We start from the raw sequence: 15,061 nt of genomic DNA, 5'->3' as shown, positions 1-15,061 counted from the left end.
ATGTTGTATTTATGGATGCCTGAAGCCAATGGGGTTTGGCAATGGTCGACTGGAGAGAGCTGGTATCCAGTCTCTAGTCTCGAGCATTTGATTCAAGAGACTCAAGCCCATCATAGGGAAGAAGCCATCGTGTTTTTTCCAAGCCGTGATGCGCAAATGCTGCAACAGACTTTAGCCAAATCACAATATAAAAAATTGGGTGTTGACGGGGTTAAATATCTATTAGAAGAATTTGTGGTTTTACCCATTGATTCAATGAAGGTATTGCATCATTTTCAAAATCTAGATCAGTTGGTCATTTTGGGTGTGGCAAATAGCACAGTGGAAATGCTGCAAAATGCCTTGAGCTTGATTCCGGTCAAAGTCATTTCCCTATTGCCTGATTTTCTGATTTTACCTATTCCTGAAGCAGGACAAACCATCATTGCCAATGTATCAGGACGTTTGCTGGTACGTGAAAACGAATTTATGGGAAATTCGGTTGATGATTTAGCCTTATTTTTAGATTATCAGCCGAAAGGGCGTCGTTATAAAGTTAGTGATTTTACTGCTGAACAAATGCAAAGCCTTGAAGCAATGGTCACGCATGAGCAGATTGAATCTTTTCATTATGAGTTGCCTGTCTTAAAAAAAGCCAAAGCTCATCCTTTTAATATCCTGCCGAAAGCGAAAAACAGCACCGGTGTAGCAGGGTATTGGAAAGCATGCGCTGCCGTGTTGGTCGCTGCTTTGATGGTTCAGTTTAGCTATGATGCAACACGCTGGTATAAATATAGAAAAGTGGCAGATCAGACTGCGCTACAAGCGATTGATCAATATAAATACTGGTTTGGGCAAAGTAGCCGTGTCACTGAACAGAATTTAAAAAGTCAGTTTGAAAGTCATGTGCGTTTGAATAAAAGTGCTAACACTCAAGCCTTGCAATTACTCAGTCGTGTGGGTCCCATTTTAATGCAAAATCAAATTGTAGCCAATCGTATCAACTACGATGCTTCAGTTTTAAATATGGAATTGAAAGCCAATTCTGCTACGGCATTGCAAACTCTAACGCAACAACTGAATCAGCAAGGGTTTAAAGTTGAATTAGGCAATATTCAGCCGAATGGCACCGGTGCACTTGGATTGGTGAAAATACAATAATGAAAACATCAGAAAAACTGCAAAGCTCGATTGATCAATCGATAGAGAGAATCGCGGATTATTTGGATCGGTTGTCTGTGCGTGAACGCTATATGGTGATTTTTACCACCATTTTTGTTCTGGTTGCGGCGATTGGTTCGGCACTTTGGTTTATGCATGCAGCGGCCAATAAACAGCAAAATCGGGTCAATGATTTAAAAGACATGATGGTCTGGATGCAAAGTAATGCCGTGACCATGAAACCTGCCGATGATTTGCAGTTAACTGCGGCAGATAAAGTACAACGTGTTGCTCAGCAACAAGGACTATCGGTTGCATCACAGCAAGCAGGTGAACAAATTCAAATTGTGGCAGTGCATGAAAATTACGCCATTTTGGCAAATTTTTTAACCCAATTGGCTCAGATGGGACTAAGTCTTGAGAAAATAGAGTTAATTTCTGAGGCAGGTCAGATTAAATTAACAGCGACAGTGCAATAATGGGTAAAAATAAAGATCTGCTAAGCATGGTGTTTTTCATGGGCTATGCCTATAATATGGCGACTTAAAAAGCAGTAGACTTTTACAGATATGTTGTATTCTCTTGCCCGCCCTTTGTTGTTTTCTTTAGCACCAGAGCGTGCACATGAGCTGACACTATCGTTATTGAAATCAGCTCATCGCATGGGCATGATGCGTCAAAGCATTGCCTCTAAACCAGTGACTTGTATGGGGATTCAATTTCCCAATCCAGTGGGTTTAGCTGCCGGCCTAGACAAAAATGGCGCTTATATTGATGCCCTGGCTGGACTGGGGTTCGGTTTTATTGAAATTGGAACCATTACACCGCGTCCACAAGCGGGCAATCCGCATCCTCGTTTATTCCGTTTACCTGAAGCCAAAGCCATTATTAACCGTATGGGTTTTAATAATGACGGGGTAGACAAACTCATTGAAAATGTGAAAGCTGCAAAATTCAAAGGCATCTTGGGGATTAATATTGGTAAAAATGCCGATACTCCGGTTGAAAATGCAGTCGATGATTATCTGATTTGTCTTGAAAAAGTCTATAACTACGCTTCTTATGTGACTGTCAATATTTCATCACCGAATACCAAAAATTTGCGTAGCCTGCAAAGCGGTGATGCGCTGACAGAATTGTTGGAAACATTAAGAAAGCGTCAGCTTGAACTGGCTGAAGAACATCAGCATTATGTACCTTTGGTGCTTAAAGTCGCTCCAGATTTAACCCCTGAAGATATCGAATTTATTGCAAAGCAATTGATCCAGTTTAAAATTGATGGTTTGATTGTGACCAATACCACTTTGTCACGTGAAGGCGTGGAAAATCTCAAGTATGGTAATGAAGCGGGTGGCTTGTCTGGTGCGCCAGTCTTTGAAAAAAGTACCGCTTGTCTTGCAGCATTTTCAAAAGCATTGAAAGGTCAAATTCCATTGATTGGTGTCGGCGGTATTTTGTCAGGTGAGCAGGCAGTTGCAAAACAAGCTGCTGGTGCAAGCCTTGTACAAATTTATAGTGGCCTCATCTATACAGGTCCAACACTGGTTAAAGATTGTGTTGATGCGCTAAATACACCATGAATACATTGGATATCTTCATACTGATTATTTTGCTCATTGGAGGGCTAAACGGTTTGCGACAAGGATTGGTTTCAGCCTTTGCGAACTTGGTAGGATGGATTTTTGCACTGATCGTAGGTGCAAAATACGCAACCATTCTGGCACCTTCGATGGTCTCACTCAGTGGAGACCCAGTAGTACAAAAAATTGCAGCTTTTGCATTTATTGTATTGGTCATGGTGGTGTTAACCTGGGTTATTACTGCATTCCTCAACAAGATATTAAAGAGTCTAAAACTTGGCCCCCTCAACAGATTGGCAGGCGGTGCTTTTGGCTCTTTAAAGGGCTTAATGATTGTACTTATTACCATGCAGGGCATCGGTCCTTGGGTGGAAAGTTCTCCGCACTGGAAACAGTCTAAATTTGTACAACTCCTGATCCCTTATGCACCATGGGCCGCTGAGCTTTCTAAAGAAGCCGCACATGGAGCGCTCAATCATATCAAGTCCGATGAAGGTGCGCCGGCATCTTCCGACTCATCGTCTGATAAAACGCAGAAGCATGCAGCGCGTACAGATGAATCAACAAATAATCCTTTTTATTAATCCTAGCTTGTTTGCGAGGTTGCTATGTGTGGAGTAGTTGGTATAGCTGGTAAGTCACCCGTTAACCAAATGTTGTTTGATGCATTAACGATGTTACAGCATCGTGGTCAGGATGCAGCCGGAATAGTAACTTGTCATGAAGGGCGTTTGTTCCTGCGTAAAGACAACGGTATGGTACGAGACGTCTTTCATACGCGTCACATGCGTGCACTGCTAGGTAATTACGGTATTGGTCATGTGCGTTATCCTACAGCGGGTTCTTCAAGCAGTGCGGAAGCACAGCCGTTTTATGTGAACTCGCCTTATGGTATTACCTTGGCGCACAACGGTAACTTGACCAACGCTGAAGAAATTCATGATGATTTGTTCAAAACAGATCTTCGTCATATGAATACCGATTCAGATTCAGAAGTGCTTCTAAACGTTTTTGCGCATGAAATGCAAAAAAGTGGCAAGCTGAATCCAACTGCAGAAGATGTTTTTCAGGTGGTTTCACGGGTACATGAGCGTTGTAAAGGTGCTTATGGCGTTGTGGCAATGATTACTGGACATGGTTTGGTTGGCTTCCGTGATCCAAACGGTATTCGTCCACTGATTTATGGTTCGCGTGAAACTGAAAAAGGCATGGAATATATTATTGCTTCTGAATCAGTGGCAATTACTGCTTTAGGCTTTAAAGTTGAACGTGATATTGAGCCGGGTGAAGCAATTTTCATTACTTCAGAAGGTGAAATGTTTACCAAGCAATGTGCGGAAAATCCTGAATACCGTCCTTGTATCTTTGAATATGTCTATTTTGCACGTCCAGATGCAATCATTGATGGCATTTCAGTTTATAAAGCACGTTTGAAGATGGGTGAAAAACTCGCGTATAAAATTTCGCGTGAGTGGGGCGAAGAACACGACATTGATGTGGTGATTCCAATTCCAGATACATCACGTACTTCAGCTTTAGAACTTGCCAATATCTTGGGTGTTAAATTCCGTGAAGGCTTCATGAAGAACCGTTATATCGGACGTACCTTCATTATGCCGGGTCAGCAACAACGTGAAAAATCAGTTCGTCAAAAATTGAACCCGGTTGAACTTGAGTTTAAAGACAAGAATGTTTTACTGGTTGATGACTCGATTGTTCGTGGTACGACCTGTAACGAGATTATTCAAATGGCGCGTGATGCCGGTGCGAAGAAAGTATTCTTTGCTTCAGCTGCACCGATGGTGAAATATCCAAACGTGTACGGTATTGATATGCCAGCGAAAGACGAGCTGATTGCATCGGGCCGTAGTGTGGAAGAAATTCGTGAAATTATTGGTGCCGACCGTTTGATTTTCCAGGATTTGGAAGATTTAAAAGGTGCTGTTCGTACCAGTAAAGTACCCGCCCTACAAGAATTTGATTGTTCAGTTTTTGATGGTGTGTATGTGGCGGGTGGAATTGATGCAGCTTATCTGGATGAGCTTGAGCGCAAACGCAATGATTCTGCAAAAAAAGCCGTCGGTGGTTATATTGATGTGAATATTGATGCTGCATCGGTTGATCTTACTGGAGTGAAAGAAGAATAAAATTCTTCTTAATTCTATGAAAAGCGGGAATTTCCCGCTTTTTTAATTTATGATGTTTAAACAAAATATAAGGTAACAAAGGATCTTCACATTGAAGAGTGCGGGTTATTCTTTTATTCAAAACAAAAATATGGTTTGGTCTGCAAGTATTTGTATGCTTGCGGTATTACTCACACTATTCTTTTTAAATACAATCACCGGCTTGTGGGTATTTTATTTTGATCATAGCCAGTCTATTTTTTGGCATGTTTTGAGTCCTTATTTAATCGTGCTGCTGCTTGGCGTGATGGCTATTTCAGTTTTGTATGAGTTTTATGTGTTTCGTTCCGGTGGGCATTCACTGGCAAAACAGTTGGGTGCACGTCGCTTAAGCTTAATTGAAAGTATTCCTGAAGAAAGTGTTGCGCTCAAAATTACTGAACAATTGGCAGATACCTTTGTAATTGATACCCCCGCAGTCTATGTACTTCCCAATGAAGTGGGTGTAAATGCCCTCACGGCAGGTTTTTATCCGCGAGATATTGTGATTATTCTGACTTGGGGTGCATTACAAAATTTAGATGAATTGGAGCTTTATGGCTTGTTAAGCCATGAGTTTAATAAAATTTTATCCGGTGAAACGGCAGAAAACACCCGTCTAAAAATTCTTTATAGTAGTCTGACGACCTTTAGCCAGTGGGGCAGTAAAATTGCCAAACAGGGATTTACCAAACATGGTCAAGCGCGTACGCATAAATTTGCCACTTCTTTTGTTGCAATGGGTGGTGTGATCTGGTTGGTGGGAAGCTTGGGTATTTTGATTACCCGATTTATTAAATATATTTCATTGGGTGGACGGACATTTAAAAATGATCAAAAAACCAGACGCCTGATCCAAAATGATGCCAATGTGCAAACGCTATTAAGAATCAATGTGCATCATTCAGGTTCGCAAATTTATAGTGAATATGCGGAATCCATTTCTCATATGTGCTTTGCCAATTCTTTAAGTCCACAAAACTGGATGAATATTCATCCCAGTATTGAACAGCGTATTTATGAGCTGAATCCGGGTTTGGTGCAAGATTTACAGCTGGAAAATTTAAAAAAATTACGTAATCAGCCACTATTTAGTTTGTTCCGGTCACTGGATGAAGTGAATAGTGAAATATATTCACCGTGGAGTTCACCGCAACCGCTTCCACTGTTACGTTTATCACCGATTAGTTTTGCAATTAATGATGCGATTAAACCTTTAAAGCCAGAAATTAGAAATAATATGCGGCGCCCTGAGCTAATTCAGCGGGCATTGCAGACGGCAACTGGTTCGCGAGAAGTGATGGTGTCGATTTTAATGATTCGACAGTATCGTGAATTCATTCCCGCAGATGCGGAAGTGAGTCGGGCCATTGTTGATTCATTACTCAATTTAGACGGTCGGGTTCATATTTCTATTTTCCGTGAAGCTTGCAAAAATATTGGGGCAATGCCTGCCACCATTGCGCGGCAGTTTTTAATGAAATTGGCGCGAATTATTCAAGAAGATGGTGAAATCGGGCTGCTGGATGCCTTGCTGCTTGAATATGTGAAATTTGAATTGAATCTTCTGCCATTACATACACCGACTTCATTGGAAGAGGTTAAACCGCATATTGTGCGTCTGATCGATGCCTTGTTGCATGTGCAGCAAATCAATAGCCTAAATCAACTGGATGTACGTGAAAAGATTCTCAAGCGTGTCTTGACCGCAAAAGAATTAGAAATGTATACCGAAATCTCGGATGAACCGATTGATTTGGCAGAAATCTTAAATGATATCGCGGGTTTATTACTGCGTGATCGTTTAAGTATTTTGGGTATTGCCGAACTGTGCCTGTGGAATGACCGTATTATTACCCAGGATGAACTGGATGTTCTGGAATTGCTGTATTGGCGTTTTGGTTTTGAAACAGATGAAATTATTGAACAAATGCAGAAAAAAAATAGTTTGATGATTGTATAAACAAGCTGCGATAAAATTATAGATGAGTGATGATTAAACTAATCTTTAATAAAAGATCAGCAAAAGACAAGTAATCTAGTTAGAATACCAAGCATTCAATGGGTGATGAAAAAAGATGATAGGGCATCAGCGTGACATACTGGCAACATTAGGAATCGATATCTGGGTTCCTAAGGCTGCTGCGTGTCAAAAAATGCCATCTTCATCCATTTGGCGGGATCAAGCTGCCCCTGAATATCTGACTGAAATTGTGGTGGCGAAAGCTCAATCACCCATAGCTCTAGAGCCAAAGGCTGAACAGCTCAAAACGCCTGATCGACCAAAACAGTTGCCAACACCAACACTGGCTGTCAAAGAAGTTCAAGCTGAAGTTGTGCCTCAAGTTATTGAGGAACGACCTGCGCTACACATCGCATCTTTTCAATTGCAGGCTTTTGGTTTGCCACATTGTGTCATCGTGATTGATGCTACTGAACTGAGCGCTGAACAACAGCAACTGTGGAATAATATTCAACAAGCCCTTCAAGCCGAATATTATGAATTACAGTGGCCATTTCCTTTAATAAATTTTCAGGATGGCCGCGGTGCAGAAAGTTATGTGCAAGGCTTTATAGACGCGATTAGTGCAGATAAAAATATTATTTTATTAGGGCAATTCCCTTATTTTAATCATTCAAAAAGTATTCATTTAGCTGGTCTGCAAGAGATGTTGGATCAGCCATTATTAAAAAAACGTTTATTGCAATTTATGCAAAAAACTAAGCAAAACATGGATGCTACATGAAGAAGAAAGTTGTTGTTTTTAGTCAGTTAGATCAAGACATACTTCAGCGTTTACAAGCTCAATACCAGGTTGAAGTCATTAATCCAAAATTAGGTGATGTTAACCAGCAGATCCGTGAACAGGTCAAAGATGCCGATGGCATGATTGGGGCAGGGCGTCTACTCAATGAGAGTAATTTGGCAACGGCACAGCAACTTAAAATTATTTCCAGTGTCAGCGTGGGTTATGACAACTACGATTTGGCTTATTTAAATCAGAAAAAAATCTGGTTATCGAACACGCCTCATGTGCTTACAGAAACTACAGCCGATCTGGCTTTTACGCTATTGATGAGTGCTGCGCGTAAAGTCCCTTATTTAGATCAATGGACCAAGCAAGGTCAATGGAAACGTACAGCAGCTGAAGCTCAATTTGGACGCGATATTTTTGCTAAAACCTTAGGCATTATTGGTCTGGGTAATATTGGTGCTGCTGTCGCACGTCGTGGCTTTTATGGCTTTAATATGAATATTCTTTATCATAATCGTCGTGAAAAATTAGAATTGGCACAGCCTTTAAATGCACGATATTGCGGTTTAGATGAATTATTACAACAGTCAGATTTTGTCGTGGTTGCTGTCGATTTAAATACACAATCCAAAGCATTGATCGGTCAGCATGAATTTGATCAAATGCAGCCACATGCGGTATTTGTGAATATTGCACGTGGTTCTGTGGTGGATGAGTATGCACTCATTGACACCTTAAAAGCGGGCAAGATTTTTGCTGCCGGGTTGGATGTCTATGCAAAAGAGCCTTTGCAAGAATCAGAACTGTTTAATTTAGAGAATGTCGTGACTTTGCCACATGTCGGTTCAGCGACTACAGAAACCCGTAAAAAAATGGCTGAACTGGCTTATCGTAATTTGATCGATGCACTGGAAGGACGAACACCAGCTTATGTGGTGAATGCTTCATTTTCTTAAAATTTGATAACACTTCATTGCAAATCCCTCCAATTTTCAATGTTATAGTCTTATAAATTGAAAAAAAGCAGTTTGAGAATATAACATTGAAACGGTTTCTATTGGCTTGCAGTATTGGTTTGGTCTCAATTGTGGGGCCGACGCACAGTGCTAATGTGAATTCAACGCCCCAGTTTAATGTTCCTGAAATCGGCAGCGGAGTCGGTTTAATTGACCAGCAAAAAGAAAAAATAATTGGTGAAAAAGTATTCCGTGAAGTTCAAAAGCAAATGCCTGTGTTGCAAAATCCATGGTTGGAAGATCAATTAGGCAGTGTATTTTCTCATATTTTAAGTCAAACCCAGCTTGGGCAGCCTATAGGTCTGGTCATTATCAATGATCCTCAAATCAACGCTTTTGCCGTTCCTGGCGGGCTGTTTGCCATTAATACAGGGATGGTGATTTCTGCTCGCAATATGGATGAAGTGGCTGGGGTAATGGCGCATGAAGTTGCACATGTGTCACAGCGTCATTACAGCCGATCACAGGAAGCTTTTAAGGGGCAGGGCTTACTGACTTTGGCAGGCCTTTTGGTGGGTGCTTTGATTGCTTCGCAAGCGGATGGTGATGTAGGTACAGCAGTGATGTTGGGTTCACAAGCTGCATTAATGGATAAGCAGCTGAATTACAGCCGTAACCAGGAACGTGAAGCTGACCGGATTGGCATGCAATATATGTATAGCGCTGGTTATAGTCCGCAAAGTATGGCGGACTTTTTTGAAGTTATGGATCGATCAACCAGTAAAGTAAGTTTTTTGCCTGACTTTTGGTTAACTCATCCCTTAAGTACAGAGCGGATGAGTGAAGCGCGTTTACGCGCAAATCAGTTCCCTCGAGTAAAATCAAGTTTGCATGATGAAGATTTTGAAATACTGAAATGGTACAGTCGGGTAATTTCTAATCAAGCCACCGAACAGCAATTACAGATTTTAGCCAATCGTAAAAATTTTGCAGGGCAGTTGGCTCTATCTGCTTTTTATCTAAAACAAGGTGACTATGTTTTAGCTCAGCAAGTTTTAGATCAGGCAAAGGCACAGCAGCGCTTAAATAATTTGTTGGTGTTAATCCAAACTGATATTTATTTGGGGCAAAATAAAACCGATGAAGCGTATAAAGCGATTCAGTCTGCTGCACGAATTATGCCTGAAAATCGGGCTTTGGCTTTTAAACTTGCAGAAGTATATATTCGTCAAAAAGAACCTGCACAAGCATTAAATCTCGTTCAGCGTTTTTCCAATAAGAACCCTCGTGATATTCAGGCCTGGCGCTTGATGCAGCAAGCTGCAAATATCGATCAGCAATCCCCAATTAGAACGGTAAATGTATTGCGTTATCGTGCGGAAGTGGAATATTGGTCGGGCTGGGAAGAAAATGCAATTAAGTCATTATTGCATGCGCAGCGCTTGGTCAAAAATAATGAGCTGTTGTCTGCAAAACTAAAAATGCGCATTAATGAAATGCAAAAAGAGCGCCAACTAAGAATCTAATTGTAGATGATGATTTTGCAATGATAATAAAAAATAAGGAGTTGAGCATGATAGAAGGTCAATGCTTATGTGGAATAGTGAAGTATCGTTATCATGGTAAAATTGAAAAAACCATCATATGTTACTGCAAAGACTGTCAAATGGCTCAAGGTTCAATCTTTGGCTGGAACAGTCCTTTGCAGAAATCCAGATTTGAAATTAGCAGTGGAATTAAATTTCTAAAAGAATATTTTCATAGCCCAAATAAGGCACGTGTTTTTTGCCAGGAATGCGGTAGTCCAATTTATTCATATCGGGTAGATTCGCCTGAAATTATTCGTTTACGCTTAGGGACGGTAACTTCGGGTGAATTGCCGGCACCTTCAGAGCAAGCCTATACTCAATACAAGCCATATTTTTTGCATATTGATGAATAAAATCTACATCTAGAAACTTGAAGTATATGATAATCTTAGGCTGGATTTGTATTTCTAACGATGAACAATATTGATTGAATTATGAAAAAAATATTATTTTTTGGTTTTTTAATGGGGTGTGCGACATCAAATGTTGCCTTGGCAAGTGTTGAGCAGTATGTAACATCAGTGGAGAAAATTTCTGAACAATATAAGCAGGAAACCAGAATTTTTTTTAACAGTTTGGATGCTCAGCAAACCAGTTTTACTTCACAACAGCAAGTTCAATTCTGCGGAATCGTGAGTAATTATGTGGAGCAGTTATATCAAGCGGCAGATCGAAACAGGGATGCTTTAGACCGTCAATTTAGACAGATGACCAAGCAGGATGTGATTCATCAAGTGATGTTATCAAAGGAAATGCTGATTTTGAAAAAATATAATGTTCAGTGTGATCTGAAATAAGAAGTGAATACGCCTGAACTGTCTTTAAATAAAGGCAGTTCAACGTTAAAGAAAGAATGATATTAGAAGTGGGGTTATGCAAGTTTAGCTTTAATTTTAGCTGAAACTTGTGCAGGATCGGCGCGCCCGGCTATGAGCGGACGCAGAGAATTCATCACCTTACCCATATCTTTCATGCTAGTAGCTTCTTGAGCAGAAATAGTCTGCTCAATGATAGAATCAAGCTCTTCCTCAGTCATAGCTGCTGGTAGAAATTGAGATAAAATCTCAAGTTCGGCTTGTTCCTTACTAGCTAAGTCTTGTCGATTAGCGCCTTCAAAGGCTTTAATCGAATCTTTACGTTGTTTGATTTGCTTTTCAATGACCGCAAGAACTTGAACATCGTCAAGCTCTTTGCGCTCATCGATTTCGATTTGCTTAATTGCCGCCTGAAGACCACGTATTACCGTTAACTTCGACATTTCTTTGGCACGCATAGTTGCTTTCAAAACGTCCGTTATTTGGTTTTTTAAAGTAGTCATTTATCTTGTCCAGGCAGTCAATCACAAATTAATCTTAGTAAAGGCGAGTAGTACGTACAGACTCACGCGCCAATTTCTTTTGGTAGCGTTTAACTGCAGCAGCTTTTTTACGTTTACGTTCTTGAGTTGGTTTTTCGTAGAATTCGCGTTTACGAACGTCAGCTAAAACACCAGCTTTTTCGCATGAACGTTTGAAACGACGGATGGCTACGTCTACTGGTTCGCCTTCTTTCAATTTAACTTGTGGCATGAAGAATCCTCATAAGTTATGGATAAGATCTATGGCACGATTGCCTTAGATCACAAGTGAAGGACAGTATTTTACTCATTTACATCTCATATCACAAGTCTATAATAGCTTTAGCAATATTTAGATACGGGTAAAAGGCAGTTTAATGATCGTTCTTGGCTTAGAAACTTCTTGTGATGAAACTGGGTTAGCACTCTATAACAGTGAAGTCGGCTTGATAGGACAGGTGTTATATAGTCAGATTAAACTGCATGCAGAATATGGTGGTGTTGTTCCGGAACTGGCTTCACGTGACCATGTAAGAAAATTAATTCCTTTAATTAATCAGTTGCTTGAACAAAGTAGTATCAAAAAATCACAAATTGATGCTATTGCGTATACACGTGGTCCAGGTCTGATGGGCGCATTAATGACGGGCGCATTATTCGGTCGAACCCTGGCATTTGCACTCAATAAACCGGCAATTGGTGTACATCATATGGAAGGTCATATGCTTGCGCCTTTATTATCGGCTACGCCACCAGAGTTCCCGTTTGTCGCTTTATTGGTCTCTGGTGGTCATACACAGCTCATGGCAGCGCATGGTATTGGTCAATATGAATTGCTTGGCGAATCAATTGATGATGCAGCGGGTGAGGCTTTTGACAAAGTTGCAAAAATGATGGGCTTGGCCTATCCGGGCGGACCCAATATTTCAAAATTGGCGCTGCAAGGTAGTGCAACAGCGTTTGATTTCCCACGTCCGATGTTGCATCAAGGGCTAGACTTTTCATTCAGTGGTTTGAAAACTGCGGTTTCAATTCAATTGAAAAAAGTTGAAGGTCAAAACCGTGAAGCCGATATTGCGGCATCCTTCCAAGAAGCATTGGTGGATACCTTGGTGAAAAAATCGGTTAAAGCACTCAAGCAAACCGGTTTAAAACGTTTGGTGATTGCGGGTGGTGTAAGTGCCAACAAACGTTTGCGTGAACGTTTAGAGGCAGATTTAGCCAAAATTCAAGCACAAGTTTATTATGCAGAACCGGCTTTATGTACCGATAATGGCGCAATGATTGCCTTTGCCGGTTATCAACGTTTAAAAGCAGGGCAGTGTGATGGTCTGTCGGTAACAACGACTCCGCGTTGGCCGATGACAGAATTGACCAATCCTTCAGAAGCTTAAGTTTTGATTATTTAAAAAGAGGCGTAATGCCTCTTTTTTTATCGGGCCTGTTTCAGCATTTATAGCTTTAAACAGTTAATTGTTATCTTGAATATATCTTTTGAATTTTCCAATGTGTCATATTTCAGCTTGGTGATGACTGCATTGCTACTTCTTATAAGATAGAAAGACTTCTTTGTTGATTAAATTATAAAAGTTAAATCAGCCTGTAATTTTAATTTTTAGAACAAAGCCATGAAATGCTACACGTTGAAAAATGATTTTAAACAAAGAAAAGAGCAATTTCTAAATTTGAAATTGCTCTTTTAGGGTTAACGATCATTGATAGTTCAATGACAGCATTCAATTAATCCTGACGGATCAACTCATTAAATTGTTCTTTAAGCTCAATGTATTTTGGATTTAATTTTGCTTGATCGCTCTTATCTTTAAAGATTTTCGCAACAGTAGCTTTGACCTGATCTTCAGTGCTACGTGGCTGTTTTTCAGTTGTAACAGCATCGTTGAGTTCTACTTTAACCTTAGGTGTAACGCCTTTATTTTTTCGGCCGGTTTTGTGGGTACCTTTTTTATGATGTGCATAACGACGTGCACGGGTGTAGCCCATCAGCAAAAACTTTCTTGCCATGTCTGCGCCAACAAAATCATTTTTCTCTAAATAATCTAAAAATAATGCAAAAATCTTCGCGCTACTTTCAGTGGCTTGAGCTTCATCTTCAAATTGCCACAATGGCAAAATTTCAGATTTATACGGTTCAACCAATAAAACACCTTCTTCACCACGACCAATGCGATACAACTCTGGACGCTTTCTAAAATTAATCTTTTCAAAGTCGAGTGAAAAGTCAAAGCTGCGTGAAAACGGTTTGGCGTCGGGCTTAGGCGTTAATGAATCTTGTTCGTTATTGGTCATTGGGAGATTCCTTAAAATGTGAGAGTCCACTGAATAATGAACAATATTCGCGACTCTCAAGAGGTTTTGCTGAGTTTGAAGCATTTTGATGGACTTTGATATGTCAAAATTGCAATGAACATCACAACAGTTGTTTATATCGTCCAAATAAAATGATTCAAGTCTTTTGGGAAAAAGATCTGAAAGAATAAATAATCCAGAATTTTTTTAAAACGGTAATGACCGAAATAAAGATCTAAAACCATCTTGATGTGAAGTTTAGATCTTTATTTCAGTATTCAAAAAAGATTGAAAATGGCTAAATGATGAAAAATTATAACGATGCCAATTTTTGCGAACCAATCCAATGTTTAGAGAACTGATACGCTGCACGCCCTGAGCGCTGCCCGCGTGCCTGACACCAACGTAACGCTTCAGCACGTGTATGTTCATCCAATGGCATATTGGCTTTTGCTAAATAATGCTCAACAATTTCTAAATACAAATTCTGATCCATTGGATAGAACGACAACCACATTCCGAAACGATCAGATAACGAAATTTTTTCTTCAATCGCTTCTTGCGGGTGGAGCTCGGTATATTGCGGCACATCCACGCGCGTTACAGGCGTATTTTCATGCATGAATTCAGGTAATAAATGACGACGGTTACTGGTGGCGTAAATAATAAAATTACTTGAACCAGATTGTAATGAACCATCTAGAACACTTTTTAAACTACGGTAGTTTTCATCTTCAGCGTTGAAGGCTAAATCATCACAATAGACAATAAATTTTTCCGGACGGTTTTCAATAAGCTTCTGGATTAGGGGCAGGTCAGACAAATCATCACGTTCAATTTCAATCAAACGTAAACCTTCCGATTCATATTGGGTGAGCAGGGCGCGGACAATAGAAGATTTACCCGTACCACGTGAACCAGTAAGCAAAACATCATTAGCGGGTAAGCCCTTCAGGAATTGCAGTGTATTTTGAATCACTTTTTCTTTTTGTCTTTCAATACCTTTTAGATCATCCAAATACATTTTTTTGGGCTGTTGAATGGCTTTTAATTGTTTGTCTTGCCATTTATAAGCAGATGTTGAAAAGTCGGTTTCTTGTTTCAGTTCTGGTAAATTTTGCTGTAGTTGTTGGAGTACAGTAGAAAGTGCTTGTAATATATGATCAGGTAAATCAATTGTTGCCATGATTGTTCAGCTTATACGGGTAAAAGTAAAAGGATAGTTTTACTGA

At 40.1% G+C, this 15,061-nt stretch carries 16 protein-coding genes; 12 read left to right on the top strand and 4 right to left on the bottom strand.

Annotation, left to right across the window (positions count from 1 at the left end):
- The 11 genes from gspL (at position 1) to B9T23_RS12665 (ending at position 10,983) form a co-directional block, all read left to right on the top strand.
- Positions 1 to 1,140: a type II secretion system protein GspL gene (gspL, locus tag B9T23_RS12715; RefSeq protein ID WP_086194363.1), complete on the top strand. Its 1,140-nt coding sequence runs from the start codon at positions 1 to 3 to the stop codon at positions 1,138 to 1,140.
- Positions 1,140 to 1,619 carry a type II secretion system protein GspM gene (gene gspM / locus B9T23_RS12710; RefSeq protein ID WP_067723339.1) on the top strand — a complete coding sequence of 160 codons (480 nt, stop codon included), beginning with the start codon at positions 1,140 to 1,142 and terminating at the stop codon, positions 1,617 to 1,619. The genes gspL and gspM overlap by 1 nt, the downstream gene beginning before the upstream one ends.
- A 90-nt stretch (positions 1,620 to 1,709) precedes the next feature.
- Positions 1,710 to 2,720, top strand: a complete 1,011-nt coding sequence (locus tag B9T23_RS12705) for a quinone-dependent dihydroorotate dehydrogenase (protein ID WP_067723341.1) — start codon at positions 1,710 to 1,712, stop codon at positions 2,718 to 2,720.
- Positions 2,717 to 3,304 carry a CvpA family protein gene (locus B9T23_RS12700; protein ID WP_067723343.1) on the top strand — a complete coding sequence of 196 codons (588 nt, stop codon included), beginning with the start codon at positions 2,717 to 2,719 and terminating at the stop codon, positions 3,302 to 3,304. The genes B9T23_RS12705 and B9T23_RS12700 overlap by 4 nt, the downstream gene beginning before the upstream one ends.
- A gap of 24 nt (positions 3,305 to 3,328) precedes the next feature.
- A complete protein-coding gene (gene purF / locus B9T23_RS12695) occupies positions 3,329 to 4,867 on the top strand; it encodes an amidophosphoribosyltransferase (RefSeq protein ID WP_086194362.1) in 1,539 nt (512 codons plus the stop codon).
- A 130-nt stretch (positions 4,868 to 4,997) separates the two neighbouring features.
- Positions 4,998 to 6,848: a M48 family metalloprotease gene (locus tag B9T23_RS12690; protein WP_171263105.1), complete on the top strand. Its 1,851-nt coding sequence runs from the start codon at positions 4,998 to 5,000 to the stop codon at positions 6,846 to 6,848.
- A 115-nt stretch (positions 6,849 to 6,963) separates the two neighbouring features.
- Complete coding sequence (locus B9T23_RS12685) at positions 6,964 to 7,632, top strand: hypothetical protein (RefSeq protein WP_086194360.1); 669 nt, start codon at positions 6,964 to 6,966, stop codon at positions 7,630 to 7,632.
- Positions 7,629 to 8,597, top strand: coding sequence for a 2-hydroxyacid dehydrogenase (locus B9T23_RS12680; protein WP_086194359.1), 969 nt, complete (start codon positions 7,629 to 7,631; stop codon positions 8,595 to 8,597). The genes B9T23_RS12685 and B9T23_RS12680 overlap by 4 nt, the downstream gene beginning before the upstream one ends.
- Before the next feature lie 86 nt (positions 8,598 to 8,683).
- On the top strand, positions 8,684 to 10,123 hold the full coding sequence (locus B9T23_RS12675; protein WP_086194358.1) for a M48 family metalloprotease: 1,440 nt from the start codon (positions 8,684 to 8,686) through the stop codon (positions 10,121 to 10,123).
- Positions 10,124 to 10,170: 47 nt separating this feature from the next.
- Positions 10,171 to 10,539: a GFA family protein gene (locus B9T23_RS12670; protein ID WP_086194357.1), complete on the top strand. Its 369-nt coding sequence runs from the start codon at positions 10,171 to 10,173 to the stop codon at positions 10,537 to 10,539.
- 81 nt (positions 10,540 to 10,620) lie between these two features.
- Positions 10,621 to 10,983: a hypothetical protein gene (locus tag B9T23_RS12665; RefSeq protein WP_086194356.1), complete on the top strand. Its 363-nt coding sequence runs from the start codon at positions 10,621 to 10,623 to the stop codon at positions 10,981 to 10,983.
- 74 nt (positions 10,984 to 11,057) lie between these two features.
- Here B9T23_RS12665 and B9T23_RS12660 read toward each other — a convergent pair whose 3' ends face one another.
- A complete protein-coding gene (locus B9T23_RS12660) occupies positions 11,058 to 11,504 on the bottom strand; it encodes a GatB/YqeY domain-containing protein (RefSeq protein WP_067723359.1) in 447 nt (148 codons plus the stop codon).
- Positions 11,505 to 11,538: 34 nt separating this feature from the next.
- Positions 11,539 to 11,754, bottom strand: a complete 216-nt coding sequence (gene rpsU, locus B9T23_RS12655; RefSeq protein ID WP_001136722.1) for a 30S ribosomal protein S21 — start codon at positions 11,752 to 11,754, stop codon at positions 11,539 to 11,541.
- Between the two features lie 145 nt (positions 11,755 to 11,899).
- Between rpsU and tsaD the strand changes: the two genes are divergently transcribed.
- The gene (tsaD, locus tag B9T23_RS12650; protein WP_086194355.1) at positions 11,900 to 12,916 is read left to right on the top strand and encodes a tRNA (adenosine(37)-N6)-threonylcarbamoyltransferase complex transferase subunit TsaD; all 1,017 of its coding nucleotides are present in this window, start codon (positions 11,900 to 11,902) and stop codon (positions 12,914 to 12,916) included.
- Between the two features lie 346 nt (positions 12,917 to 13,262).
- On the opposite strand, the gene B9T23_RS12645 is transcribed toward tsaD, so the two are convergent.
- Together B9T23_RS12645 and B9T23_RS12640 are read right to left on the bottom strand one after the other, a co-directional pair.
- Positions 13,263 to 13,829 (bottom strand): DUF4385 domain-containing protein, encoded by a 567-nt coding sequence (locus B9T23_RS12645; RefSeq protein WP_086194354.1) that lies wholly within the window; start codon positions 13,827 to 13,829, stop codon positions 13,263 to 13,265.
- Between the two features lie 313 nt (positions 13,830 to 14,142).
- Positions 14,143 to 15,015, bottom strand: a complete 873-nt coding sequence (locus tag B9T23_RS12640) for an ATP-binding protein (protein ID WP_086194353.1) — start codon at positions 15,013 to 15,015, stop codon at positions 14,143 to 14,145.
- Between the last annotated feature and the right edge of the window lie 46 nt (positions 15,016 to 15,061).

This window comes from Acinetobacter terrae (genome assembly GCF_002135195.1).
Classification (GTDB): Bacteria; Pseudomonadota; Gammaproteobacteria; order Pseudomonadales; family Moraxellaceae; genus Acinetobacter; species Acinetobacter terrae.
The sequence above is the reverse complement of the archived record's forward strand: the minus strand, read 5'-3'. Positions and strand labels throughout refer to the sequence as shown.